Annotated in this window: 22 protein-coding genes; 21 read left to right on the top strand and 1 reads right to left on the bottom strand. The window is 45.1% G+C overall.

All coding sequences use genetic code 11. The annotated features are described in order from the left end of the window. Positions 1-4: 4 nt before the first annotated feature. The 11 genes from P0G09_RS04775 (at position 5) to P0G09_RS04725 (ending at position 11,251) form a co-directional block, all read left to right on the top strand. A complete protein-coding gene (locus P0G09_RS04775; protein WP_275252085.1) occupies positions 5-778 on the top strand; it encodes a glycosyltransferase in 774 nt (257 codons plus the stop codon). Next, the gene (locus P0G09_RS04770; RefSeq protein WP_275252084.1) at positions 775-1,701 is read left to right on the top strand and encodes a glycosyltransferase family 2 protein; all 927 of its coding nucleotides are present in this window, start codon (positions 775-777) and stop codon (positions 1,699-1,701) included. Before P0G09_RS04775 ends, P0G09_RS04770 begins: the two co-directional genes overlap by 4 nt. A 26-nt stretch (positions 1,702-1,727) precedes the next feature. Then, on the top strand, positions 1,728-2,777 hold the full coding sequence (locus P0G09_RS04765) for an EpsG family protein (protein WP_275252083.1): 1,050 nt from the start codon (positions 1,728-1,730) through the stop codon (positions 2,775-2,777). Positions 2,778-2,905: 128 nt separating this feature from the next. Further along, positions 2,906-3,808, top strand: a complete 903-nt coding sequence (locus tag P0G09_RS04760) for a glycosyltransferase family 2 protein (RefSeq protein WP_275252082.1) — start codon at positions 2,906-2,908, stop codon at positions 3,806-3,808. A gap of 6 nt (positions 3,809-3,814) precedes the next feature. Continuing rightward, positions 3,815-4,252 carry an FdtA/QdtA family cupin domain-containing protein gene (locus tag P0G09_RS04755; RefSeq protein ID WP_275252175.1) on the top strand — a complete coding sequence of 146 codons (438 nt, stop codon included), beginning with the start codon at positions 3,815-3,817 and terminating at the stop codon, positions 4,250-4,252. After that, a complete protein-coding gene (locus tag P0G09_RS04750; RefSeq protein WP_275252081.1) occupies positions 4,249-5,346 on the top strand; it encodes a DegT/DnrJ/EryC1/StrS family aminotransferase in 1,098 nt (365 codons plus the stop codon). The genes P0G09_RS04755 and P0G09_RS04750 overlap by 4 nt, the downstream gene beginning before the upstream one ends. 7 nt (positions 5,347-5,353) lie before the next feature. After that, entirely contained in the window at positions 5,354-5,857 is a 504-nt protein-coding gene (locus P0G09_RS04745) for a GNAT family N-acetyltransferase (RefSeq protein WP_275252080.1), read from the top strand. A 45-nt stretch (positions 5,858-5,902) separates the two neighbouring features. Further along, positions 5,903-7,345, top strand: coding sequence for an oligosaccharide flippase family protein (locus tag P0G09_RS04740; RefSeq protein WP_275252079.1), 1,443 nt, complete (start codon positions 5,903-5,905; stop codon positions 7,343-7,345). Between the two features lie 2 nt (positions 7,346-7,347). Continuing rightward, complete coding sequence (locus P0G09_RS04735; RefSeq protein ID WP_275252078.1) at positions 7,348-8,646, top strand: CDP-glycerol glycerophosphotransferase family protein; 1,299 nt, start codon at positions 7,348-7,350, stop codon at positions 8,644-8,646. Between the two features lie 305 nt (positions 8,647-8,951). Further along, positions 8,952-9,251, top strand: a complete 300-nt coding sequence (locus P0G09_RS04730) for a hypothetical protein (RefSeq protein ID WP_275252077.1) — start codon at positions 8,952-8,954, stop codon at positions 9,249-9,251. Positions 9,252-9,421: 170 nt separating this feature from the next. Next, on the top strand, positions 9,422-11,251 hold the full coding sequence (locus tag P0G09_RS04725) for an aminotransferase class I/II-fold pyridoxal phosphate-dependent enzyme (RefSeq protein WP_275252076.1): 1,830 nt from the start codon (positions 9,422-9,424) through the stop codon (positions 11,249-11,251). Positions 11,252-11,310: 59 nt separating this feature from the next. Here P0G09_RS04725 and istA read toward each other — a convergent pair whose 3' ends face one another. Then, the gene (istA, locus tag P0G09_RS04720) at positions 11,311-12,687 is read right to left on the bottom strand and encodes an IS21 family transposase (protein WP_275252075.1); all 1,377 of its coding nucleotides are present in this window, start codon (positions 12,685-12,687) and stop codon (positions 11,311-11,313) included. A 291-nt stretch (positions 12,688-12,978) separates the two neighbouring features. Between istA and P0G09_RS04715 the strand changes: the two genes are divergently transcribed. The 10 genes from P0G09_RS04715 to P0G09_RS04670 all read left to right on the top strand — a co-directional run bounded on the left by P0G09_RS04715 (position 12,979) and on the right by P0G09_RS04670 (position 24,274). Then, the gene (locus P0G09_RS04715) at positions 12,979-13,314 is read left to right on the top strand and encodes a hypothetical protein (protein WP_275252074.1); all 336 of its coding nucleotides are present in this window, start codon (positions 12,979-12,981) and stop codon (positions 13,312-13,314) included. Between the two features lie 828 nt (positions 13,315-14,142). Next, positions 14,143-15,594 carry a sugar transferase gene (locus P0G09_RS04710; RefSeq protein ID WP_275252073.1) on the top strand — a complete coding sequence of 484 codons (1,452 nt, stop codon included), beginning with the start codon at positions 14,143-14,145 and terminating at the stop codon, positions 15,592-15,594. Further along, positions 15,591-16,595 carry an NAD-dependent epimerase/dehydratase family protein gene (locus tag P0G09_RS04705; protein WP_275252072.1) on the top strand — a complete coding sequence of 335 codons (1,005 nt, stop codon included), beginning with the start codon at positions 15,591-15,593 and terminating at the stop codon, positions 16,593-16,595. The genes P0G09_RS04710 and P0G09_RS04705 overlap by 4 nt, the downstream gene beginning before the upstream one ends. Positions 16,596-16,597: 2 nt before the next feature. Continuing rightward, a complete protein-coding gene (locus P0G09_RS04700) occupies positions 16,598-17,701 on the top strand; it encodes a glycosyltransferase family 1 protein (protein ID WP_275252071.1) in 1,104 nt (367 codons plus the stop codon). Positions 17,702-17,710: 9 nt separating this feature from the next. Then, entirely contained in the window at positions 17,711-18,685 is a 975-nt protein-coding gene (locus tag P0G09_RS04695; RefSeq protein ID WP_275252070.1) for a glycosyltransferase, read from the top strand. A 15-nt stretch (positions 18,686-18,700) separates the two neighbouring features. Further along, positions 18,701-19,699, top strand: coding sequence for a glycosyltransferase family 2 protein (locus P0G09_RS04690; protein ID WP_275252069.1), 999 nt, complete (start codon positions 18,701-18,703; stop codon positions 19,697-19,699). A gap of 12 nt (positions 19,700-19,711) precedes the next feature. Next, positions 19,712-20,860 carry an EpsG family protein gene (locus P0G09_RS04685; protein WP_275252068.1) on the top strand — a complete coding sequence of 383 codons (1,149 nt, stop codon included), beginning with the start codon at positions 19,712-19,714 and terminating at the stop codon, positions 20,858-20,860. 11 nt (positions 20,861-20,871) lie between these two features. Further along, complete coding sequence (locus P0G09_RS04680) at positions 20,872-21,828, top strand: glycosyltransferase (RefSeq protein ID WP_275252067.1); 957 nt, start codon at positions 20,872-20,874, stop codon at positions 21,826-21,828. Positions 21,829-21,841: 13 nt separating this feature from the next. Next, positions 21,842-22,825: a glycosyltransferase gene (locus tag P0G09_RS04675; RefSeq protein ID WP_275252066.1), complete on the top strand. Its 984-nt coding sequence runs from the start codon at positions 21,842-21,844 to the stop codon at positions 22,823-22,825. After that, complete coding sequence (locus P0G09_RS04670; RefSeq protein ID WP_275252065.1) at positions 22,826-24,274, top strand: flippase; 1,449 nt, start codon at positions 22,826-22,828, stop codon at positions 24,272-24,274. Positions 24,275-24,304 lie beyond the last annotated feature (30 nt).

The raw sequence follows: 24,304 nt of genomic DNA, 5'->3' as shown, positions 1-24,304 counted from the left end.
TAATATGATTCCCAAAATAATTCATTATTGTTGGTTTGGTGGTAATCCACTTCCGGAACAATACAAAAAATATATGGAATCATGGAAAGAATACTGTCCCGATTATGAAATTGTAGAGTGGAATGAAAATAATTTCGATGTAACTAAGAATCAATACTGCTATGAAGCTTACCAGGCTTCAAAATGGGCGTTTGTATCTGACTACGCACGTCTTAAAATAATTTATGAAAGTGGCGGTATCTATTTGGATACAGATGTTGAACTGATAAAAGATGTAACACCACTGGTCGCTGACGGTGTTGGCTTCATCGGATTTCAGAATCCGATTGAAGCCAACACTGGTCTCGGATTTGCAGCAGCACCACACAACCCGGTTGTAAAGGCAATGCTTGATATTTACGAAAACCGCAGTTTTGTAAATGCCGATGGAACGTATAATGATATTCCCTGCCCAGCGGCAAATACAATCGGCCTGATCCGTTGCGGATTGAAAGTGGGAAAACCATGGTGTAATCAAGTTCAGCATTTACAAGGCATGTGTGTTTATCCGGAAGAATATTTCAACCCACTTGATAATGATACGCAGAAATTGAATATAAATGAACACACTTATTCCATCCATCAATATGCAGCAACGTGGCTTGGAAAGGATTATAGTATTCGAAAAAAGATAAAGCAGTTGCTTCCAAATGCTTTTTTGCGTTGGCGAACAGAAAAGGTAGCCCAAAAACACCTGAGAAAAATCGAAAATGAGATTTGCGGAGTAGAAAATATATGAATGAAAATAGCGGAACATATATTATTGTAACGTGGAACAATGAGAAGGAAATTGAAGATTGTTTGTCTACGGTTTCTAGATACTCTCCTAAGAATAGCAAAGTGATTGTAGTTGACAATAATTCAAATGATAGAACAGTACAGATCATAAAAGAAAAATTTCCGGAGACTGAATTAATAGAAAGTAAGGAAAACCTTGGATTTGCAGCAGCGAATAATCTTGCTCTGGAAAATGTTTCAAGCGAATACATTTGCTATTTGAATCCAGATGTAATTTTAACAGAAGATATTCTTACTCCGTCAATTGAAATACTTGAAGACCAAAGCGAAGTTGGGTTAGTTGCATGTCGTTTGAAAAATAAAGATGGAAGTAATCAACCGTCTTGTTTTAATTTTGCAAATAGCTGGAGCCTTCCGTGCGAAATTCTCCACATCGGGGCAGTTATGCCAAGATCGCTGAGAAAAAAATATTTTTTGAATTATTATAAAACCAATGATGATTTTAAGCCTGACTGGGTTATTGGAGCCGAAATGGTTATGCGAACAAAAGATGCGCGTGCTATTGGAGGTTTTTCAACAGAATATTTTATGTACACAGAAGATATGGATTTATGTAAAAAAATATCTGTAATTTTGAAAAAACAAATATATTTCATTTCTGGTGTTTCACTGATTCATTTAGGCGGAGCAAGTGAGGCGCAGAATGTAAACTACAACAAGCAAAAAAAGCTATTTCAGAATGATATGATTTTTGTTAGAAAATTTTATGGAGAAAGTGAAGCGAAAAGAACAAAACAAAAGGCGATGAAAGCGTATTTACTAAGAAAACTTTTACTTACGGCTGCGTATTGGAAAAAAGACCGTAGCATACATCTGTCGAAAACAGAAGAGGCATATAATATTTTAAAAAATGTGGAAGGATAAAAATCAAAAACGAATAAGGAGCAGAGATGCTTAAGCTTATTTTCTATATTATCTGGGTTGCCAATATTATATTAGTAGTTTTAAAACGAAAATCAAAATTTCTTTCAGCTTTATCGTTCGTGTTGTCATTTGTTGTGCTTGCTGGAAACACATACAATCTAGATTATATGACATACTACTGGAGCTATACACATCAGGATTTTGATACTCTAGATAAAGGGTATCAGCTTTTATGTCGAATTTTTATTAAGATAGGACTCGACTATCAAGCAATGCTTATGGTACTTCAAAGTATGATGTTGATTGTTTTATGGCTATGCATACGGAGCGTAACCAATAATTATAATGTTTTTTGGGCGTTGTATTTCTTCGCGCAACAATTTATCGATGTGATTCAGTTTCGGAATTACATTGCTACAGTATTTTTGATGGGTTCTTTATTTCTACTGAAAAACGGAAAAAGATGGATGTCCTTTTTGATACTGATTGGAGCAGTCGGATTTCATAAATCTTTTGCTTTGTATATTCCATTTGTTCTATTATATAATAACAGAAGAATAAAGGTGCAATTTAATCATATAGCGAGTGTTTTAATTCTGACCTTTTGCATATTATATCCGTTAAATGCAATTGCTAAAATAAATGTGTTTAGTGTATTGCTAAGTGCGTTGAATGTTCCAGAACGTTATAGCTATTATATTACAGGAACACGGTATGGATCGGTTGCATTTTTTTTTCTATATCTAATAAATCTTTATTGTATAAATTCGGTGAAAGAGAATTTCTGGAAAAATACAGATGACGCTATTGGAGATGTGGTCTTAAAAATTAACTTATATTCAGCAGTTGTTCTGCCATTTTTAATTGTAAACACCAATGTCTATCGTTTATATCGAAATCTTAACCTGATGAACTTCATTTTTATTTCTGCCGCACTAGGACGTAGTAAAAAGTTAACGAAAAGATATTATTATGAAATCGGGAAGATTTTATTAATGGGAATGATTTGGAAAGTGCTATTTATGACAAATCCGTCCATATATGTAGACGTCTATACGAACAATATATTGCTGTAGAGAGTTCGGGATGATTTCGATTTATGTGTGTCTTTTGTTTAGTCTTGTTTTGACTAAACAAGCTAGAAAGCAGTGCAATGCTTTTCGATAGATGCGTAACAGTAATTTTATGAATAAGGGAGATTGAAATGGGTAATCCAGTAGTTACAGTGGTAACGTTGAGCTACAAAAAATTTGATTATATATTTCATGCTATTGATTCTGTTTTGAGCCAGACATATCCCTATATTGAGTATATAATTGCAGATGATGGTTCACCTAATTTTCCCATGGATGAAATCGAAGAATATGTTAGAGAAAATAAAAAAGAAAACATTATTGAATTTCATGTCATAACATCTAAATATAATAGAGGAACCGTAAAAAATATCAACAATGCATATCGTTCAGCTACAGGTGAAATACTTATTCCGTTGTCTGCTGATGATGAGTTTTACTCAAACGATGTTATTAGCAAAATTGTAGATGCTTTTCTCAAAAATAGGTGTGATGTTTTGGTTACAAGCCGAATGGTTTGCACAGAAACGGGAAAAGAAATAAAAAGGTTGCCATCTTTAAAAAGCGAGAAATATATTGCAAAACTCGACACACCTGAAAAGCAACATTTGGCATTTATAACAGGTGAATTTTACGATATGGCTTCTGGTAGTGCACTATATATTAAAAAAAGTTTTTTGGAAATATGGGGCTATTTTGATGAAAAGTATGTTTTATGGGAGGATGGTCCGTTTCTTACACAGTATACAAGGGATAATGTGCTGTCAACTGCATACGAAATTATAAGCATAAAATATCGATTGGGTGGAGTATCTAATGGAAAGCCCAACCCACTTATACAAAAGGATATAGACCTTTATAATAACGTTGACCGCGTTGCAGAAATAGCAAAATTAAAAGAATTACAAAAAAGGAAAATCGAATATCTATGTAAAAGGGAGATGGTTTCTTTATGGATTCCAAAACTTTATCTATATTTGATTTATCCGGATGTTATGATTGAAAAAGTTATATATAAAATTAGACGGAAGTGAGTGAAAATGCAAGTAATAAAATATGTATTCCAGCCCCACGGCGATGAGCGTGGACAATTGGTTGCATTAGAAGAGTTCAAAGACATCCCTTTCCGTATCAAGCGTGTTTATTATATGTATGATACTGCTGATGGGGTGACGCGTGGATACCATGCGCATAAGAGCCTTCAGCAAATTCTGGTTTGTATTCACGGCAGCTGTAAGATTCGTTTGGATAACGGCCACGAAAAGAAGGTTGTTCCGCTGGAAAAGCCTTATGAAGGCCTTTATGTCTCTAACAATATGTGGCGAGAGATGTTTGACTTTTCGCCGGATGCAGTATTGCTAGTACTAGCATCGGAATTGTATGACGAATCGGACTACATAAGAAACTACGATGAGTTCTTGGAATTCGTAAAAAATTGTGGCGACACGACTGGGATTGAAGGAGAAAAAGAATCATGAATGTACCTTTTGTAAGTTTTCTGCCTATGGAACATGAGCTGGATACTGAGCTGCGCGCAGCGTTTGAGCGCGTTTATGAGCGCAGCTGGTATATCGAGGGAAAGGAAGACGAAGCATTTGAAAAGGCTTTTGCAGACTTCTGCCATGTGAATTATTGTGTCGGCACAGGAAACGGCTTGGATGCGTTGATGCTTGCACTGAAGGCGTTGGATATTCATGCAGGCGATGAGGTGATCGTGCCGTCCAATACCTTTATTGCAACTGCACTGGCGGTTACCTATACCGGAGCAACGCCTGTTTTTGTGGAGCCCGATATCCGTACCTTTAATATTGATCCAGCCAGAATTGAGGATAAGATTACCGAAAAGACAAAAGCCATTATGCCAGTCCATCTGTACGGCCAGCCCTGCGATATGACTCCTATTATGGAAATTGCAAAAAAGCATCGCTTGTATATTGTGGAGGATTGTGCACAGGCACATGGATCCACATACAAAGGCCAGCGAATTGGCTCTTTTGGTGACGCAGCTGGCTTCAGCTTTTATCCCGGCAAGAATCTCGGTGCACTGGGCGATGCAGGTGCAACTGTGACAAACAACGAGGCACTTGCACAGAAAGTTCGTGCATTGGGCAATTATGGCTCGGATTACAAGTATCATCATATTTATCAGGGTAATAACTCTCGTTTGGATGAGATGCAGGCAGCATTCCTTGCTGCAAAGCTGCCGCACCTGGATAAAATGAATGCAGAGCGCCGCCGTATTGCTCAATTGTATCTGAATGGCATCCACAATAAAGAAGTGATTCTGCCATATGTTATCCCGGAAGCTGAACCGGTCTGGCACATTTTTGCTGTTCGCTGCAAGCGCCGAGATGAACTTGAAAAGTATTTGAATGAGAAGGGCATTGGAACGAACAAACATTACCCTATCCCGATGCACATGCAGAAGTGTTATGCAGACCTTGGTATCCAGCAGGGCGAACTGCCAATTGCAGAGGAAATCAGTGCTACCGAGTTGAGCCTGCCGATGTTCTATGGCATAACAGACGAGCAGGTGCAATATGTAATTGATACTATTAATAATTTTAGGTGAAAAGGCTATGCGGATTAGAAAACTTGAACTAAAAGATGCTCCATTAATGTTGGAATGGATGCATGATGAAAGTGTTGTATGTGGGTTACGTGGAAGTTTTAAAGAAAAAACATTGGACGATTGCATTGCGTTTATAAACAATGCTCACATGACAGAAGAAAATATTCATCTTGCAATTGCTACAGATGCAGATGAGTATATGGGAACAGTCAGCTTGAAAGATATTGATCGAAAAGAACAAAGTGCAGAATTTGCAATCACAGTCCGAAAAAGTGCTATGGGCAAAGGGTATTCGTGGTATGGAATGCGTGAGATTATTCAGAAGGCATTCGAAGAATATGGCCTTAATCGCGTATATTGGTGTGTTTCCGCACAAAATGTACGTGCCGTAAAATTTTACAATAAGCATGGCTTTGAAAGAATATCTGATATTTCAGAGAAGGTTCAGGCACGATACAAAGATATGGATGATTTGCTGTGGTATGAAGTACAAAAGAATCCGGCAAAATGAGAAATTTGCAGTATGGATTATATTAAAATAAATGAGGAAATGTGAATGATAAAAAGATGGAAAGAAAAATACAGCCTGGTACCGTTGACTGTAAAGGTTTCTACAGCATACGCAGTGTGCAGTATTCTTCAAAAATGTTTATCTTTTATCACACTTCCGCTGTTTACAAGATTGCTTACAACAGAGCAGTATGGTCAGTATACTATTTACTCTTCTTGGTCGGGCATTTTAATTATTTTTCTTACATTAAATCTTGCATACGGTTCTTTTCAAACTGCAATGGTAAAATTTGAAGGCCGAAGGGACGAATATATTACGTCAATCCAGGGAATCAGCGTTGTTCTTTGCTGTGTTTTTTTGGCCGTATATTTACCACTGCGAAATGTTTGGAACCGTTTATTTGAACTTCCAACACCTTTTGTCCTTTTGATGGTAGCTGAGATTATTTTTTCAACGGCAACACAGTTATGGATGGAAAAAAATCGTTTTGAATTTAAATATAAAAGCGTTGTGGTGGTTACATTATTGACAAGTATTTTATCCCCTGTTATCGCATTCATCCTTGTCAGTCTTGTAAGCGAAAAAGGATATGCACGAATTTTTGGTTATGCCATTGTCAACATTTTGATAGGTTTTATTCTTTTTATATACAACAGTCAGAAAGGAAAACATTTCTACAATAAAGAATTCTGGAAATACGCGGCCGGATTCAACATACCGCTGCTGGTATACTACCTTTCGCAGGTTGTTTTTAACCAGAGTGACCGTATTATGATTAGTCACATAGCAGGAACAAGTGATGCAGCAATGTATGGTGTTGCGTATAATCTGGCAATGTTTTTGACATTTGTTTTAAATGCAATTAACGCTTCTTATGTTCCTTGGATATATGAAAAAATAAAAGATAATAAAAGCAGTGAAAATCAAACGATTTCTCTGATGCTAGCAATATTGATGGGCCTAATGATTTTGTGTGTGATTTGGTATGCACCGGAAATTATCGTGATCATGGCCGGGGAACAATATAAGGCAGCTATTTATGTTGTTGCACCGGTGGCTATGAGTTTATTTCTTCTGCTCTATTGCCAATTCTTCATCAATGTGGAATTCTATTATGAAGAAAAAAAGATGCTTATATATGGATCAATCGGAGCAGCAATTTTAAACATTATAATGAATTATATTTTTATTCCGGCCTATGGTTTTGTAGCTGCTGGATATACGACATTAATGAGTTATATCGTATTTGCTCTTTCGAATTACTATACTATGCAGCTGTGTTTGAAGAAGAGGCAGTTGATTGATAATCTTTACAATTATAAAGGGTTGTTTTTGATTTTTGTAGGCTTTATAGTAAGCGGTTTTTTAGGCGTGGCACTATATGAAAATTTAGTTTTCAGAATGGCAATAACTTTAGCTGTTCTGGGGTTGCTAATTGTGAACCGAAACAAATTTCTAGGTGCATTGAAGCAAATTAGGGGTAAATAAAAATGAATAAAGAGAAGCTCAAGAAAATAAAAGTGCTTTATTATCCATATAAAACACTTAAGCAGGGTGGAATGGATATACTGAATGAGGTACATTATCGCTTTTCACTCCACTATATTGAAAAAAATAAGAACCGTGTAAGGAAGAAGATTGAAAACAGTGAAGCGTTGAACGTGGTTTTTGTTGTGCAGTATATTCCTGGATGGAATAAATTGGAACCTGTTTACACAAAAATGAAACAAGATGCTCATTTTCATCCTGTGATTGTATGTGTGCCTCTAAATATCCAAAATCACAAGCTAATGGATTGCAAGGGAAATGACACATACCAATATTTTATTGAACATGGCTATGACGCAATCGACGCGTTGCAGGAGGATGGAAGCTGGTTCGATTTAAAGAGACTGCAACCGGATTATTTGTTTCATTCACGGCCATATAATCATTTTATGCCTAAATGTTATACAAGTGGACAAATTGCAAAGTATGCTTTGATTTGCAATGTACTATATGGTGCAAGTTTAACAAAAAATGGTGAAGATGTCACCCTAAACAAAAATTACTATAGAGATGTTGCAATCTATTTTTCATTCGATGCGAATGAGCAGTTATTCTACGAAAACAGATTTATGCTTGGGTGCAAACGAGGTGTCCAGAATTGCTTTCCATACGGTGCTGTCGGCCTAGAGCAGATTCTCTGTTGTAAAATAGATAAAACAGATGACACTTGCTTTGAAAAAACTGTTTTATGGACTCCACGGTGGTCAACGGATCCATATATTGGAGGTAGTAATTTCTTTGAATATAACAATCTGATTTTTTCATTAGCAAGAAAAAATCCTAACATATTATTTGTTTTGCGACCGCATCCACTTATGTTTGGAAATTTTATTAAAACAGGTGAAATGACTGAACAGGATGTAAAGCAATTTAAAGATTATTGCCAAAACGAAAATAACATTATTTTAGATGAGTCAAAAGAATACTTTAATCAGTTCTGGAATAGTGACTTATTGATTACGGATGCATCTGGAATTGTTCCGGAGTATTTTGTTACTGGCAGACCTATTTTGTATTGTCATTCCTCTGCAAATTTCATATATAATGAATACACCCTAGACATAATTAATACTTGCTATCAAGTTAGATCAAAAGAAGACCTTTTACATAATTTTTATAGAATAATCGCAGGATATGATGAAAAACAAAATGACCGTAAAGCCCTGATACGAGAAAGGTATGGAGATGTTCAAAGCAATAGCAGGAATATTTTAAAAGTCTTAAAAGGAGAAAATAGATAAACATATATCATCTCTATAGTATTTGCATTTATCTAATTCCAAAGCTTCCTGAGATGAATTCCTTTACAGAATCTTATATTTCACGGTTGATTTGATATTGTAGTTAGAAATGCTTTCCTTGGAGGATTACTAAATGAGGCATAAGGCGTTCGTATTTAGTACACCACAGGTGGATACTGAGCACGAGCATATTTTTAGGTAATTTTTTAAGAGGATCTTATATATCAATACTAGATAAATAAGTGTTAGGCGTTTTTGAATACATATACAATAAGATGAGTATTCCCGGATTGGAGGATTATAAAGTGTACTGGTTAGACCATAATATAGAAAATCTGGTTCGAGTCTTTGATCAAAATGAAAGAAAAGAATTCCTTAGGCTAGATCTGAATGAAAATCCTGGTGGTTTGCCTCAGAAGTTTGTTGAATCGGTTTTAGCGGAGGTTACCCCACAGATGGTGGCACAATATCCAGAAACGCTTCACTTCACGCAAGTGTTGGCAGATTATATTGGAACAGATATCTCTGATATTTGTATTACAAATGGTTCGGCAGAAGCAATTCGTTATATAATCCAAATGATTTTAATACAGAGGATATGTTAAAAAGTAAGTCTGTATTTATATACAAAAATTTTTAATGTTCCTCAACGGAGACGGAATAAAAGATTTTTTGAATTAATGGAAAATGTAAATGCTTAAGAGGCACTCCACAAAATTTTATTGATGGTAAATAAAAAACAGTTGTACTTTACAAAAAGAAAGGTTAATAAGAGATGCAAGGATTGATTTTGGCTGCAGGCATGGGAAAACGCCTGAAAGAACTGACAAACAATAATACAAAGTGCATGGTAAAAGTCAATGGAGTTACCATGATTGAGCGTACACTTCGTATTTTGGATAAGAAACATCTTTCGAAGATTATTATCGTTGTTGGATATAAGGGAGATAACTTGATTCAATATATCAAGACCCTTAATATTGCAACTCCAATCTGTTATATAAATAATCCGATTTATAATAAAACGAATAATATCTACTCTTTAGCACTGGCAAAAGAGTATCTTTGCAATGAGGATACACTTCTGCTAGAATCAGATCTTGTGTTTGAAGAGTCCGTCATCGATGCGCTTTTGGACGACAAAAGAGAAACATTGGCATTGGTGGACAAGTTTGAAAGCTGGATGGACGGAACATGTATGAAGTTGGATGAAAATGATTGTATTGCAGACTTCATTCCGGGAAAATATTTGAAATTTTCTGAAAAAGAAAATTATTACAAAACAGTAAATATTTACAAGTTCAGTGCAGGGTTTTCAAAGAATACATATGTTCCGTTTTTGTCTGCCTATGAAAAGGCGATGGGTGAAAATGAATACTATGAATCGGTCATTAAGTTGATTGCGCTTTTGGAGACCAAGGAAATTCGTGCGAAACGACTTAATGGTCAGATTTGGTATGAAATTGATAATATTCAGGACTTGAATATTGCAGAGTCGCTATTTGCAGAAAATGAAAGTGAACATTACCGGAAAATTACAAGTCGCTACGGTGGTTATTGGCGCTATCCGAAACTTTTAGATTTCTGCTATCTTGTGAATCCGTATTATCCACCTGAAAAAATGAAGGAAGAAATCAAGTCGAACTTCGAAACCCTTCTGACAGAATATCCTTCTGGAATGCAGGTGAATTCGCTGTTGGCAGCAGGAGCATTTGGAATTGAACAAAAGCACATTATTGTTGGAAATGGTGCTGCAGAACTGATTAAATCGTTAATGGATAAGATTCAGTTGGAAGGTGATGAAAAAATTGGCTGCATCTACCCGACATTTGAAGAATATCCTAACCGATATGATAAAGCCCAAATTGTCCCATATATTGTTCAAACAGAAGATTTCCGTTATACGGCAAGTGACCTAATGGATTTCTATGCTGATAAGGAGATTAGAACACTTGTTTTAATTAATCCAGATAATCCAAGTGGAAACTATATTCCTTACGACCATTTGCTGAAGCTGATTGATTGGTGCAAGGAACGAAATATTCGTTTGATTATTGATGAAAGCTTTGTGGACTTTGCAGATGAGAAATCATTGGATGATATTACTCTCTTGAATGAGGACGTATTAAAGCGTTATCAGGAACTGTATGTTATCAAGAGCATTTCAAAGTCTTACGGAGTTCCAGGAGCAAGGCTTGGAATCCTTGCAAGTGGTAATGAAGAGATGATTTCGTATTTAAAGAAGGATGTTTCCATTTGGAATATTAACTCGTTCGGAGAATTTTTCCTTCAGATCAAAGAAAAGTACGATAAGGACTATGTGAAAGCTTTACAAAAAATTAAAACAGAACGGAAACGTTTTGCCGAAGAACTTGAAAAAAATCTATTTCTTACTGTTTATCCGTCACAGGCGAATTATTTGATGTGCCGACTGAAAAAAGGAAACAGCCATGATTTGTGCTGTGCTTTACTTAAAAAAAATATTCTGGTGAAGGATCTGACGGAAAAAATCAAGAATGGAAACCAATATATTCGTATTGCAGTAAGGAATCGGGATGATAATGATATATTGGTTCGTGCTCTACAAGAATATGAAGGTGTCTGACGTGACGGTCAACAGAAAATCTTCAAAATTGAGGTAGTGTCGTATAAAGGCTGTACTATTCACCGAGTGGTGCAGCTTTTTGAATTTACGGAAAGTTCCATATCGAACAATAAGGGTCTCTCCCCACACCCACCTCCAAATTCACTCCGGTGAAATTTTGATGGGTGCATAAATCGGAGCGAGTTTGCCATCTGCACGGAGTTCAAATGCTGCTTTTCCATCCACTTCAGGAATTCAGTAGGCACTGCATTCAAAACCGGACGAGCGTAACGAATAGCACGTCCTTTCCTCTCTAGGATTGGCAAATAGTGCCGTAGATCCAAGGATTCCTGCTTTCGCCCCATGCAACGGTCGCGGGTTGCCACCAGAAGACCGTTAATCCAAATCTCAACTCTATTGGGATAGGCCTTTACAGTGGTGTCCTTTCCCTTGTATTTACAAGGGATGGAATAGTAATTGGTATCAAAGAGCACCGTTGAATAGCGATTGACTTTCGGGTAGGCTTTCTTTGAAATATCGAGAACATATTGGGGAAGCGGATGGAGATAAGCTTGTTCTTCGGCCAGCATCTTTCCTACTTCCTGAGAGCGTCCGTCGATTTTGTGGTTAAGGTATTTGGCACACTGTTCTAACAATTTCGTGTTGAAATCTTCCAAAGAATCTACTTGAGGCAGCGGCACACATACATTGCGCCGGATATATCCTACCAGATTCTCTACAAGGCCTTTTTCATTCCCGGAAGCTGGATTGCAAAATACAGGCTGGAATCCGTAGTGTGCGGCCAGTTGGGAATAATTATCCTGTGCTGCTGCGTGAGTACCGAAACCACTCTTTACCGCTACACGGGCGTTGTCAAAGATAATAGAACGCGGAATACCGCCCAAATAGTTGAGCGTATGAATAATGGCATCGAGAAAGCTTTCCAAGTTTTGCCGCCAGTAAGCAATAACATAGGGCGCGCAGCTATAACTCATACGCGCACAAAACAGGTTTACCATTACTTTCTCGCCGGCCAATCTTACTGTAGCTTCTCCCCAGTCAATCTGTAGTGCCTGACCAGGAGCAAACCTCAATGGAATAAAAACTTCATTCTCTTTGCGCTTTGCCTTGGCTTCATGAACTGCCGCTCGGATAGCAGACTCGCTGCCCGTGTAACCAAATTCTTCTACGAGCCGATTGTAAATCCGCCGCGCTGTGTGACGCTGCTTCTTTACACCCTCCGCAGTGTCTGTATCGAGGCAGTGCTCAATGAACTGCCTCACTTCTGGCGTTACAACAGAGGCTTCTCGCTGGTAGGTTTTCCGATCCCATGGAACCGCATCGCCCATCCAATATTTCTTGACAGTGTTTCTGGAAATACCCAGAATTTTAGCTGCTGCTCGCTGACTGGTTACGCCTTCGAGTTGTAGCGCACGGATTGATTTGTAGACATCCACCGATGTGACCACCTTTCTATCGCCTCCCGTATAGTAGTCTGCGTCTCGGGAAGCTATTAGGTGGCTCAAATATTCGCTGTCATTTTGCAGGTAGGTGGCTCAAGTATATATTAGCATTCACAAGGAGCTAAGCGAAGCCTTCTGGCTATAAGCACAGCTCAAATATTCATATTCTCAAATCAATTTATTGTTTCGACCAAGATATATTTTTATTCCACCAAATGCACCTCTTGCGAACATAAAAGACGAGTGTTATACTGAAGCCATCAAAAAACATTGGAGGTGTCCCTTATGCCCCGTCCAAAAGGAAGCAAGAACAGGCCCAAGACCGTAAAAGCAACCGTTGACTTTGCTGCGCAGATTGCTGAAAAGCAGGCTGCAAAGGAAGCCGCTGCCGCTGAAATTGCATCTATCACTGCGAACATTGATGCTCTGAAAGCAGACCTGAAAACCAAGAAGGCCTCGCTCAAAAAACTGGACAAAGAACTGGTGAAGCTGGAGAGTAAGAAAAAGGACGCTGAAACCAAAGCAGCGGAATCCGCAAAGAAAGCCGAAGCTGAGGATGTGCTGAAGAAGCTGCTGGCATCCGGTATGACGGCAGATGAGATCCTCGCAAAGCTGAAATAAATATTTTAGAGCCGTGTGGATCAGTCGGAGCGTAGAGTTATAGCTCTGGCAGTTCACACGGTTTTCTTATATAAATGGTAATGGATATGATTCGGAACGAATAGAATTGTTCCATATCAAACATAAATGGCTACATTTCCCACACCATGGCTCAAAATCACGTCCGGAGAAATTTCAGTTAATCAGCAGGAACATGTTGGCAATCTAGCTGTCATAGAGCTTCTGAGGAGAGTGTCTGGGAGAGCTGCTGCCCCGGCGAAAGCCCTAGACCCAAGGCGCTTGAACCGTGGAATGTCGTAAAAATATACGCTGAAATCTGAAAAATGCAGGTCAGAGGCGAAACGGATCAAATCCTTGCAAATGACGCTGAAACGTGATATAATCGTGGTACGAACAAACCGGTTTTGGTACGACAACGGTATGTTCTGGTACTGTAACTGTTGTTACGAAACTGTGAAGAACTACTTGGAAAAGTGCAAAAATTCAGCGTAGCTGCGACGACACCTATCAGGTTCAGGTCGTGTCCTGGTACGACAACGAGAACTCCTACACCTCTCAGATGGTTCGTACCATTAAGTACTTCGCTGAGAACTGCTGATCGGAGTTTCTCCTGAGCTGAATAAAGTTTGACTGCGCCCTTTCTCTTGTGTGATGCGAGAGAAAGGGCGCTTTTTGCTGACCATTTTGAGCACGATAAGGTGCTTTCGTAAAATGGCACAACACATTTGCAGTGTGCCGACAAAAGCAGCACGTATTCGATCTCCATCTATTGCAACCCTTCTCCCGATATGATAAAATGGTAAAAATAAATGGAGACAATGAAACAGTATGATTACGAAACGTGAAAAACTGCAGTATGGATACCTGTTTCTGATTGATCTGCTCTCTCTGGCTCTCAGTATCGGGCTGGCGTGGGGGCTGACCGCAGGTGTTCTGCACAAGATGGGGGACTTCCAGCTGGACGATCTGGTAGAAGCCTGTTTTTTATTGCTGCTGGCCTATATCCTGACCTTTTTTACATTTGATCAGAGCGAAAATATCGTGAACCGCACTCCGATTCGTGAAGTTGAAATTGCGGTGCGGTTCAATTTTTTGCTGACTCTCATTGATGCGGCCTGTCTGGCGCTGACCAAGGCTTCCATGCTGCACTCCCGCTATTTTCTGGTGTTTGTGCCCGTCATCGATGTCTTTGTGATGACGGGCGCTCATGCTGTCCTCAAAAAGATGCTGGTACGCTCCCGCTATACCAAGGGGATTCAGAGCCTTGTGGGAGTGGTGACTACGCAGGAGAACGCAAGCCCCATTCTGGAAGAGCTGAAAAAAGACTGGTCCAAGCGTGTGACCGGCCTTGCCATTCTGGAAGCTGCCCCGGAGCAGCTTCACACTGAGATCGATGGGGTGAAGATCGAGGCGAACTTCGATAATTTCATGGACTGGCTGCGGCAGGCAGCGCTGGATGAAGTGTATCTGGATGTGGCGCAGGAGAGTGAGGAGAACATGCTGCCCTATCTCGAGGAGATGGAGAGCATGGGTCTGACGGTCCATTTCCGCCTGCCGGTGCTGGACCGGATCGAAAAAGCCTGCTGCGATGAGACCAGTGCGGTGCGCATCAGCCGGGAACTGAGCCGCTGTGCGGGCGGCAATGTTGTGACGATGGGCACGGTGGAACTCAAGCTGCGGGATCAGGTGCTGAAACGGACCATGGATATCGTAGGCGGCATCATGGGGTGCATCATCAGCATCCCCATCATTGCGTTGGTGGCCATCCCGCTCAAGCTGGAAAGCCCCGGCCCGCTGATCTTCAAGCAGCGCCGGGTGGGCCGGAATGGACGTGTGTTCTACATCCACAAGCTGCGCAGCATGTATGCGGACGCGGAGGCACGCAAAAAGGAGCTGATGGCCCAGAACGAAATGAACGGCTTGATGTTCAAGATGGAAGATGACCCCCGGATCACCCGGGTGGGCCGCTTCATCCGGCGCACCAGCATCGATGAGCTGCCGCAGTTTTTTGACGTTGTGCGGGGCTCCATGAGCCTGGTGGGTACCCGCCCGCCCACGCTGGATGAGTACCGGCAGTACGAGAGCCATCACAAACGCCGCCTTTCCATGAAGCCGGGAATTACCGGCCTGTGGCAGGTAAGCGGCCGCAGCGATATTGATGATTTTGAAGAAGTGGTCAAGCTGGATGTCCAGTACATCGACAACTGGTCCATCTGGATGGATATCTACCTGCTGTTCAGGACGGTGGGCGTTGTGTTTGACCGGAAAGGGGCAAAATGAATTATATTCTTTTTGGTGGATCTGGTTTTATCGGCACCCATCTCATTCATTTGCTGCTGAAGGAGTGCGTCAGACCCGGCGACGTGATCTACGACCTGGATCTTGTGATGCCCGGGGAAGAGGGCGTGGTGCCGGGCATTGTGGAAAAGAACGATGGGGTGCAGTATATCCGGCTGGATGTGCGCAAGCCCATCGATTTTGAGTTCGCTCCGACTCCGGAGGATGTGATCTTTGATCTGGCAGCGGTCCACCGCACCCCCGGCCACCCGGAAGAAGCCTATTTTGAAACAAATATCCGGGGCGCGGAAAATGTGACCGCATTTGCGGAAAAATACGGCATCCGGAAGATCCTATTCACCAGCTCCATTGCACCCTATGGTGCGTCTGAGGACCTTAAGACGGAGGAGACTCTGCCAACTCCCAACACGCCGTATGGGATCAGCAAGCTGGTGGCAGAAAAGATCCACCAGATCTGGCAGGCCCGTGATCTGGCCCGGGAGTTGACCATCGTGCGGCCAGGCATCGTTTATGGCAAAGGGGAGCACGGCAACATGACCCGCCTGTACAGGGGGCAGAAGAAGGGCTACTTCTTTTATGCCGGCCGGAAGGACACCATCAAGGCGTGCATCTATGTCAAGGAGCTGGTGCGCTTCTTCAAGTACCGGATGCTGGATCATTCTTTCCCCGGAGCAGAGATCTATAACTGTACCTACGAGCCGGCCTATACCATTGAAGAGATCTGCGATACAATGCAGAAGGCGACCGGCCTGCACCGCCATGTGCCGTTGGTGCCTGCCGGACTGCTGCTGTTTGCGGCGGGCATTCTGGGACCCATCGGGGGCAAAAAGGTGGGCATCCATCCCGCCCGTGTCCGGAAACTGATGGTATCCACCAATGTCTGCGGCAGAAAGCTGGCCGCCACTGATTACAAGTTCCACTATACGCTGGAGGAGAGCTTCCGGGACTGGTTCGAGGATTGTGACCGCAAGGAGCTGGTATGACCATGGAGCAGAATGCACAGCCCATCCGTGTGGCTCAGATGATGACGGATATGAACTACGGCGGTGTGGAGATGGTGGTGATGAACTACTACCGCCACATGGACCGTTCCAGAGTTCAGTTTGATTTTTTCGCGCTGGAAGGTTCGACCCTGCCCCAGCGGGAAGAAATCGAACGGCTGGGCGGCCGGGTGTATGTGGTGCCAAAATATACCCACCTGACGCAGTATGAACGGGAGATCGGGCGGCTGTTCCGTCAGAACGGATACCAGATCGTTCACTCCCACATGAACACCCTGAGCGTGCTTTCCCTCTGGGGGGCAAAGCGTGCAGGGGTGCCCAACCGGATCGCGCATAACCATTCTACGGTGGGCAGGGGAGAAGGAGCAAAAAATGTGATGAAGTACCTGCTCCGTCCCTTTGCCGCAGTGTATCCCACCCGGCTCTGTGCCTGCTCCAGAACGGCAGGCAGCTGGCTTTATGGTGAAAAGCCTTTCCGGGTGTTCAACAATGCCATTGAGCTCGACCGCTTTACTTATGATGCCGCCAAACGGAAAGCCGTCCGGCAGGAGCTTGGCCTGGGGGATGAACTGGTGCTGGGCCATGTCGGACGGTTCTGCTATGCCAAAAATCACGAATTTCTGCTGGATGTAATGGCGGAGGTCTGCAAGCAGCGGCCGGATGCCGTTTTATTGCTGATCGGAGAAGGGGAAAACGAGGCCGCTGCCCGTCGGAAAGCGGAGGCGCTGGGGCTGCAAAGGAATGTCCGCTTTCTGGGCCGACAGAGCGATCCCGCAAAGTTCTATCAGGCCATGGATGCCTTTGTTTTGCCCTCGCGGTATGAGGGGCTTGGAATCGTGCTGATCGAGGCACAAGCGGCGGCATTGCCGGTCATCTGTTCCACAGAGGTGCCGCAGGAGGCTCAGGTCCTGCCCGAGATGCAGTACCTGAGCTTGCAGGAAAGCCCGGCAGTCTGGGCGGATGCGGCGATCCGGGCTGCAGAAAATGCCCGGCGGCGGGATACCTCTGCTGAGATGCGGACAGGCGGCTTTGATATCGTCACCGAGGCGAAGAAGCTGGAAGAGTTTTACTTCGACCTGCTGAAATGAGGAGATAAGATGGACCCTTTGGTAAGCATCATCGTTCCTGTTTATAATGTAAAGCCATATCTGAGCCGCTGTGTGGACAGTCTACTGGGGCAGAGTTATCAGAACATGGAGCTGCTGCTGGTGGACGACGGCTCCACCGATGGCAGCGAGGCCCTCTGTGATGAATATGCTGCGCAGGATGCCCGGGTGCGGGTGCTCCACAAGAAAAATGGTGGTCTGTCCGATGCCCGCAACGCTGGTGTGGACGCAGCAAAGGGGGAATACCTCTCTTTTGTGGATGGCGATGACTGGGTGTCACCTTATTACATCGAGAACCTGTACCGGGCACTGGAGCAGGCGGGAGCGGATTTTTCAACCAGCTGTTTTGAAGAGGTGTTCGAGGGCCAGCCGATGCAGTCCGTGCCCACAGAGCGTCTGGAAGCATTCGAGATCCTGAGCCGGGAGGAATGCCTGCGCCGCATCCTGTATCAGGAGGGCATGGAGGTGACCACCCCCACCAAGCTCTATAAGCGTGCACTGTTTGAGGGCGTGCGCTACCCGGTGGGCAAGCTCTATGAGGATATCCCGGTCGCCTACGAGGTGACAAAGCGTGCCCATAAGGCGGCACATATCGCAAACCGGGATTACTATTATTTCCAGCGGGGCAGCAGCATCCAGAATATGGCCTTCAACCCCAGAAAGCTGGATAGTGTGCGGCACTGCCACGCGCTGATGGAAAATGTGAAGCGTGATTTCCCCCAGTTGAGCCGTGCGGCAGAATGCCGCTATCTGAGCAATGTCTGCAATATCCTGTTCCAGATTCAGGACAGGCAGCATGAAAAGATTGAAAAGGCCCTCTGGCAGGAAGTGAAAAAATACCGCCGGAACGTTCTGCTGGATCCGCAGGCCCGCAAAAAGGCCAGGCTGGCGGCGGCACTTTCCTACAGCGGCTATGCCATGACCCGACGGGTCTATGAAAAAACGCAGTGGCGTGGAAAAAAGTAAAGTGGAGGGATCCGGTTGGAGGAAAGAAAACCGCTTGTATCGGTCATTGTGCCGGTCTATAATGTTTACCCGTATCTGCGGGACTGTGTGCAGAGCGTGCAGGCGCAGAGTTACCAGAACTGGGAGTTGCTTTTGGTAGATGACGGCTCCACCGATGGCAGCGGGGAACTTTGTGATGAACTGGCTGTGGAGGATGGCCGCATCCGGGTGTTCCATAAGCCCAATGGGGGGCAGTCTGATGCCCGGAACGTTGGGTTGCAACAGACGCAGGGAAAATATTTTTACCTGCTGGACAGCGATGACCTGATCCGCTCCACAGCGTTTGACCAATTTGTGGAGCGCTGTGAGGCAGATGGTGCTGATGCAGCCCTGACCCCGCTGGAGATGTTCTCGACAGAGCAGCCGGAGGGACGGACGGAAAATCCGCACCAGATCCCAGAGCTGCTGAACCGGGAAGAGACCATGCGCCGGATGCTGCTGCATCAGGGCATCGGGCATGGGGCAGGCGGCGTTTTCTTCCGGAGGGAGGTTTGGGGAGATCTGCAGTTCCCCGTTGGCATCCTGTACGAGGACTATGCGGTGATGTACCGGGCCATTGCCCGCTGTGCAAAAGTGGAAGTGTTTCCGGAACCGATGTACGATTACCGCATCCATACCGGTTCGACCATGAAGAGCGGCATTGCCGAGAAGAATCTGGTCATTCTGGATGTGGGCGAAGACGTGACCCGCTTTATTGCGGAAACGGTCCCTGTGCTGAAAGCAGAAGCGGAATACCTGCAGCTGGTTACATACCTGAAGACACTGAAAGGCATTCTGGATGGCGGCTTTGGCAGCTATCCGGAGGCTCAGGCACGGATCTGCCGCTTTGTGCAGGAACACCGGGCGCTTGCCCGGCGGCCCTGGGCCAAAAGAGCAGACCGGATCAAGGTGGAAACACTTCTGATCAGCAAGCGGCTGTTTTATGCCGTTTATGGGCTGGGAGAATGGAAAAATAAACACACAGTCGAAAAATAAAATGGAGAAGTTATGCTGATTTATCTGGGGGCTTTTGCGGTTTCTGTGGGCATTGCCGCCTATGGCGAGCACCTGCGGACGAAGAAAAACAACGAGAAGGGCTTTTATCTCTGCTTGGCGCTGGCGGTGCTGGTGATGGCGGTATTGGCAGGCTTGCGGGACCCGTCCATTGGCACGGACAGCGTGGTGTATGAGGGATGGGTGGCGGATGCAAAGCTGCAGGATGGTCTGCTGGCCTGCATCCGGCAGCGGCACAAAACAGAGCCGCTGTTTATGACGCTGGTCTATCTGGCGGCCCATGTTTTTGGTGATGTCCACTGGCTCTACTTTATGGTGGACCTGCTGGCCTGCGGCCTGTTTATGATCGGGCTGGTGCAGTATAAGGAGTATGTCTCTGTACCCTATGGCTGGCTGGCTTACCTCTGCCTGTATTATGGCGATACTTATAATGCCGAGCGGCAGTCTGTGGCGCTGGGTGTGGCATTTCTGGCGTTCAGCTTTGCGTGGAAGAAAAAGTATCACTGGGCGGTCTTACTGCTGGCGGTCTCCTGCCTGTTCCACAATGCCACCTTTATCTCGTTTGGTGCGCTGCTGATCTATATCCTGCTTCAGCATTTCGACAACTGGTGGGTCAAGGGTGGCCTGGCGGCATTTTCGGTCTACCTTGCCTTCTTCAGCAAGGCTGTGGTCAGGCTGGCCCTGAATGTGGACTTCATTGATCGGCTTTACGGATATTATTATGATGCCAATGCGGGCGGCTTCACGCTGAATCCCATCATTGTGCGTCTGCCGTTCCTGATCCTGCCCATTGTGCTGTACCGCTGGTACGCAAAAGAGGAAGGGGCGGGCCATCGCCACTTTACCCGCTCGGATGCCGATTTCTGGATCGTGATGATCCTGATCGAAATGGCAACGGCCCAGCTGCGCAACATCAATGTGCCGCTCTACCGCATTTGCCTGTATTTTGCGTTCTTCCGTTATCTCGCCATTGGCCGTGTGGTTAAGTGCGTGGAGGATGAGCGTCTGCGCAAGCTGCTGAAGGCTGCCATGTGGGGAATGCTGGTCATCATCTGGATCTATCAGGCGTATATTCAGGGCAACAATGCCATTTGTCCGTACACCTCGGAGATCCTCCACATCGGCAGAGAAACATTCTTCTGAGGGAACTGAACATGGAGACAGAGTTGATCAGTGTCATTGTCCCGGTCTACAATGTGGAGCGATATCTTCGCCGCTGCGTGGACAGCATCCTGCACCAAACCTATCGGAATCTTGAGGTCCTGCTGGTGGACGATGGTTCCACCGATGCCAGCGGAGCCATCTGCGACAAATATGCCGCACAGGAAGAACGTGTAACAGCAGTCCACCAGAAAAACGGGGGACTCTCTGCAGCGCGCAACGCGGGACTCGAACGGGCACAGGGAACGTATCTCTGCTTTGTGGACAGTGATGATTTTCTGGACAGCCGGATGCTGGAAACGCTTTGTCGTGACCTGCAGGAACAGGATGCGGACGTGGCTGTGGTGGGCTTCCGGATGTTTGAACGGGAGGAAGCGCTTGCCCCGGCTGAACTCACTGTACCGGTGCAGTGTATGACAGGCCGGGAGGCCATCCGTAGCACCCTTGTCTCGGATGAGCTGGGGGATTTTGCCTGGAACAAGCTCTACAAGCGGGAGCTGTTCCGGGATATCCGCTATCCGCTGGGGCGGATGATGGAGGATCAGGGCACGACATACCGCATTTTTCAGCAGTGCAGCAAGGTCGTATACCGCCCGGTGCCGCTGTATTATTACTATCAGCGCCCGGACAGCATCCTTCACCGCAGGAACATGAAGTTCTACGAGGATAAGCTGGATATGGGCTATCAGAAATATCAGGCCATCCGGGAAGCATACCCGGGAATGTCAGAAAATGATGCCGCCATGCTGAGCGTGGTGGAGCACTGCTATCCGTATCTGATGCAGGACACGGAGCGCCGCGCAAAGATGGAGGCCTTTCTGCAGGAGTGTGACCCGGCGGCGGCAAAGCTGCTCTGCACCAGCAGCCAGCGGAAGTATCAGCTGCTCAGATGCAGCCGGAGGCTGTATGCAAAACTGTTCCTGCTGAAAAACGGCCCGGCGGCAAAATAAGGGAGGATAATTTGTGCTGAACGATACCGTCAGTATCATTGTGCCGATCTATAACAAAGAAAAGTATCTGGAAAAATGTCTGGACAGCATCCTTGGTCAGACCTATCGGGATCTGGAGATCATTCTGGTGGATGATGGGTCAACAGACAACTCTCTTTCCATCTGTCAGCGCTACGCGGAAAAAGATCTGCGGATCAAGATATACCACAAGCCAAACGGTGGTGTTTCTTCTGCGCGAAACTTGGGATTGGAAAAAAGTACAGGCACGCTGATTTCTTTTGCTGATCCGGATGATTCACTCCACGCCGAGTGCATAGAACGGCTTAAAAGAGTGCTGGATGAGACCGGTGCGGAGATTGCTTATTGCTACGGTCTGGATCTTCTGGGCACGACCGGACGAACGCAGACGAAGAGCGATGAGACGGAGAAAGTCAGTGTTATGCCGGTCAGACGATATGACTGGAACAACCGGAAGGCACATACAGTGTGCTGGGGTGCGCTCTACCGCCGTGCGGTTACACAAGACGTTGTGTTCGATACTGATTTAAAAATTGGTGAGGATACGCTGTTTCTTGCAAAATGTATCCGACAGGCAGAAAAAATTGCCTGCATCGACAAGGCACTTTACTATTACTATGTCAACGATGACTCGGTGACGAGCGGGCATTATTCGGCAGGAAAACTGACAGAGCTGAAGGCATGGCGGCGTATCTGTGAAGTGTTTGCAGATGAACCGTTCGTGTATCGGTCTGCACGGGCCGGATATGCGCTCCGGTGCAGAGAAATTGTGGTGAAATACTGCAAGGATGATGCTTTTATGGAGCAGGCGTGTGCTGAAGCGGAACGGGAGTTTAAGAGAAATGCCGGCCCCCTTTTGGCAGGCAGGCTTCGTGCAGGGCAGTATCGGTATTTTATAAAAACGTTGTATTCGTATCTGCTCTGGAATAGCTGGCTGAAAAAGAAACAGGCCAGAAAAACTTACGAAGTGGAGATCTGAATGAAAAAATCCCTCAGTCTGAATGCAGCAATGAGCGCGTTCAAGACACTGATGAATATTATCTTCCCGCTCATCACATTCCCTTACGCTTCCAATGTTCTTCAGGTGGAAAACCTGGGCAAAGTGAACTTTGCAAGCTCCGTCTGCGGGTATTTCCTGCTGTTTGCAGGCCTTGGCATCTCCTCCTATGCGGTGCGTGAGGGTTCCCGCTATGTAAACGATCGGGAAAAGCTGTCGGCTTTTGCATCGGAGATGTTCTCCATTAATATGATCTCCACGGCCCTGACCTATGCGGCATTGGCGGTGACGATGCTTTTCTGGACAAAGCTCCATGCCTATACCGACCTGATGCTGGTGCTGAGTTTACAAATCTTCTTTACGACCATCGGCACCGAATGGGTGTTCACGATCTTTGAGGAGTATACCTATATCACCATCCGAGGTATGCTATTTCAGGTCCTGTCCATTTTCATGCTGTTTGCCTTCGTCAAGACCCGGGATGACTACTGCATCTATGCAGGCATCACGGTGTTTGCGGCGGTAGGTGCCAATGTGCTCAACTTTTTCCGGGCCCGGCGGTACTGCACCATCCGGCTGACAAGAAAGATCGACTGGAAAAAGCACCTCAAGCCCATCCTCATCATCTTTGCATCCACGCTGGCAACGACCCTTTACGTCAGCTCGGATACCACGATTCTGGGCATTCTGGGAACAGATTACAATGTGGGCATTTACTCGGTGGCGGGTAAGATCTACGGCATTGTAAAGAATCTGCTTTCGGCGGTGCTGGTGGTGTCTATTCCGCGGCTGTCCCATTATGCGGGCGTGGGGGACAAGGCAAACTTCAACAAGCTGTTCAACAATATCTTCAACGCGCTCATCGTGGTGGTGGCTCCGGCTGTGGTGGGACTGTTTGCCCTCAGCCGGGAGGTCGTCCTCTTTATTTCCGGGGAAAGCTATCTGGATGCGGTGATGCCCCTGCAGATCCTGAGCCTTGCCCTGATCGTCTGCCTGTTTGGCTGGCTGTACAATTCCTGCGCGCTTCTGCCCTGCGGAAGAGAAAAGGAACTGTTCTGGATCACGCTGGTCAGCGGTCTGCTGAACGTGGGGCTGAACATCCTGCTCATCCCGCGGTTCCGGGAGAATGCGGCAGCCTTTACCACCCTGCTGGCAGAGCTGTGCTCCATGATGCTCTGTATCCGTTGCTCCAGGGGTCTGGTCGCGGTCTCAGCTGACCGGCGCACCGTTGGCTCGGTGCTCTGCGGTTGTGTGGGCATCGTTCTTGTCTGTACCGGGGTCAAGGCACTGGCTCTGCCCAATCTCATCTGCATTCTGGCGGCAGTGCTGGGCTCAGTGGCTGCATACGCAGCCATCCTGCTGGGCATGAAAAATCCGCTGGTGCTGGAATATCTGGAAAAAGCGAAGCAGAAGTTCCGGAAAATATCCTGAATGGACAGGACCCGCTGTGGGGGCGAACAC

Origin of the sequence: Faecalibacterium sp. DFI.5.82, assembly GCF_029076575.1 — a bacterium.
In the GTDB taxonomy this organism is placed as follows: Bacteria; Bacillota; Clostridia; order Oscillospirales; family Ruminococcaceae; genus Faecalibacterium; species Faecalibacterium duncaniae.
Note: the sequence above shows the minus strand (reverse complement) of the source record. Positions and strands in the feature narration are given on the sequence as shown.

Bases quoted from the DNA above. Each gene is read 5' to 3' on its own strand.
- P0G09_RS04775 (WP_275252085.1), top strand. From the start codon at position 5: ATGATTCCCAAAATAATTCATTATTGTTGGTTTGGTGGTAATCCACTT.
- P0G09_RS04770 (WP_275252084.1), top strand. From the start codon at position 775: ATGAATGAAAATAGCGGAACATATATTATTGTAACGTGGAACAATGAG.
- P0G09_RS04765 (WP_275252083.1), top strand. From the start codon at position 1,728: ATGCTTAAGCTTATTTTCTATATTATCTGGGTTGCCAATATTATATTA.
- P0G09_RS04760 (WP_275252082.1), top strand. From the start codon at position 2,906: ATGGGTAATCCAGTAGTTACAGTGGTAACGTTGAGCTACAAAAAATTT.
- P0G09_RS04755 (WP_275252175.1), top strand. From the start codon at position 3,815: ATGCAAGTAATAAAATATGTATTCCAGCCCCACGGCGATGAGCGTGGA.
- P0G09_RS04750 (WP_275252081.1), top strand. From the start codon at position 4,249: ATGAATGTACCTTTTGTAAGTTTTCTGCCTATGGAACATGAGCTGGAT.
- P0G09_RS04745 (WP_275252080.1), top strand. From the start codon at position 5,354: ATGCGGATTAGAAAACTTGAACTAAAAGATGCTCCATTAATGTTGGAA.
- P0G09_RS04740 (WP_275252079.1), top strand. From the start codon at position 5,903: ATGATAAAAAGATGGAAAGAAAAATACAGCCTGGTACCGTTGACTGTA.
- P0G09_RS04735 (WP_275252078.1), top strand. From the start codon at position 7,348: ATGAATAAAGAGAAGCTCAAGAAAATAAAAGTGCTTTATTATCCATAT.
- P0G09_RS04725 (WP_275252076.1), top strand. From the start codon at position 9,422: ATGCAAGGATTGATTTTGGCTGCAGGCATGGGAAAACGCCTGAAAGAA.
- P0G09_RS04715 (WP_275252074.1), top strand. From the start codon at position 12,979: ATGCCCCGTCCAAAAGGAAGCAAGAACAGGCCCAAGACCGTAAAAGCA.
- P0G09_RS04710 (WP_275252073.1), top strand. From the start codon at position 14,143: ATGATTACGAAACGTGAAAAACTGCAGTATGGATACCTGTTTCTGATT.
- P0G09_RS04705 (WP_275252072.1), top strand. From the start codon at position 15,591: ATGAATTATATTCTTTTTGGTGGATCTGGTTTTATCGGCACCCATCTC.
- P0G09_RS04700 (WP_275252071.1), top strand. From the start codon at position 16,598: ATGGAGCAGAATGCACAGCCCATCCGTGTGGCTCAGATGATGACGGAT.
- P0G09_RS04695 (WP_275252070.1), top strand. From the start codon at position 17,711: ATGGACCCTTTGGTAAGCATCATCGTTCCTGTTTATAATGTAAAGCCA.
- P0G09_RS04685 (WP_275252068.1), top strand. From the start codon at position 19,712: ATGCTGATTTATCTGGGGGCTTTTGCGGTTTCTGTGGGCATTGCCGCC.
- P0G09_RS04680 (WP_275252067.1), top strand. From the start codon at position 20,872: ATGGAGACAGAGTTGATCAGTGTCATTGTCCCGGTCTACAATGTGGAG.
- P0G09_RS04670 (WP_275252065.1), top strand. From the start codon at position 22,826: ATGAAAAAATCCCTCAGTCTGAATGCAGCAATGAGCGCGTTCAAGACA.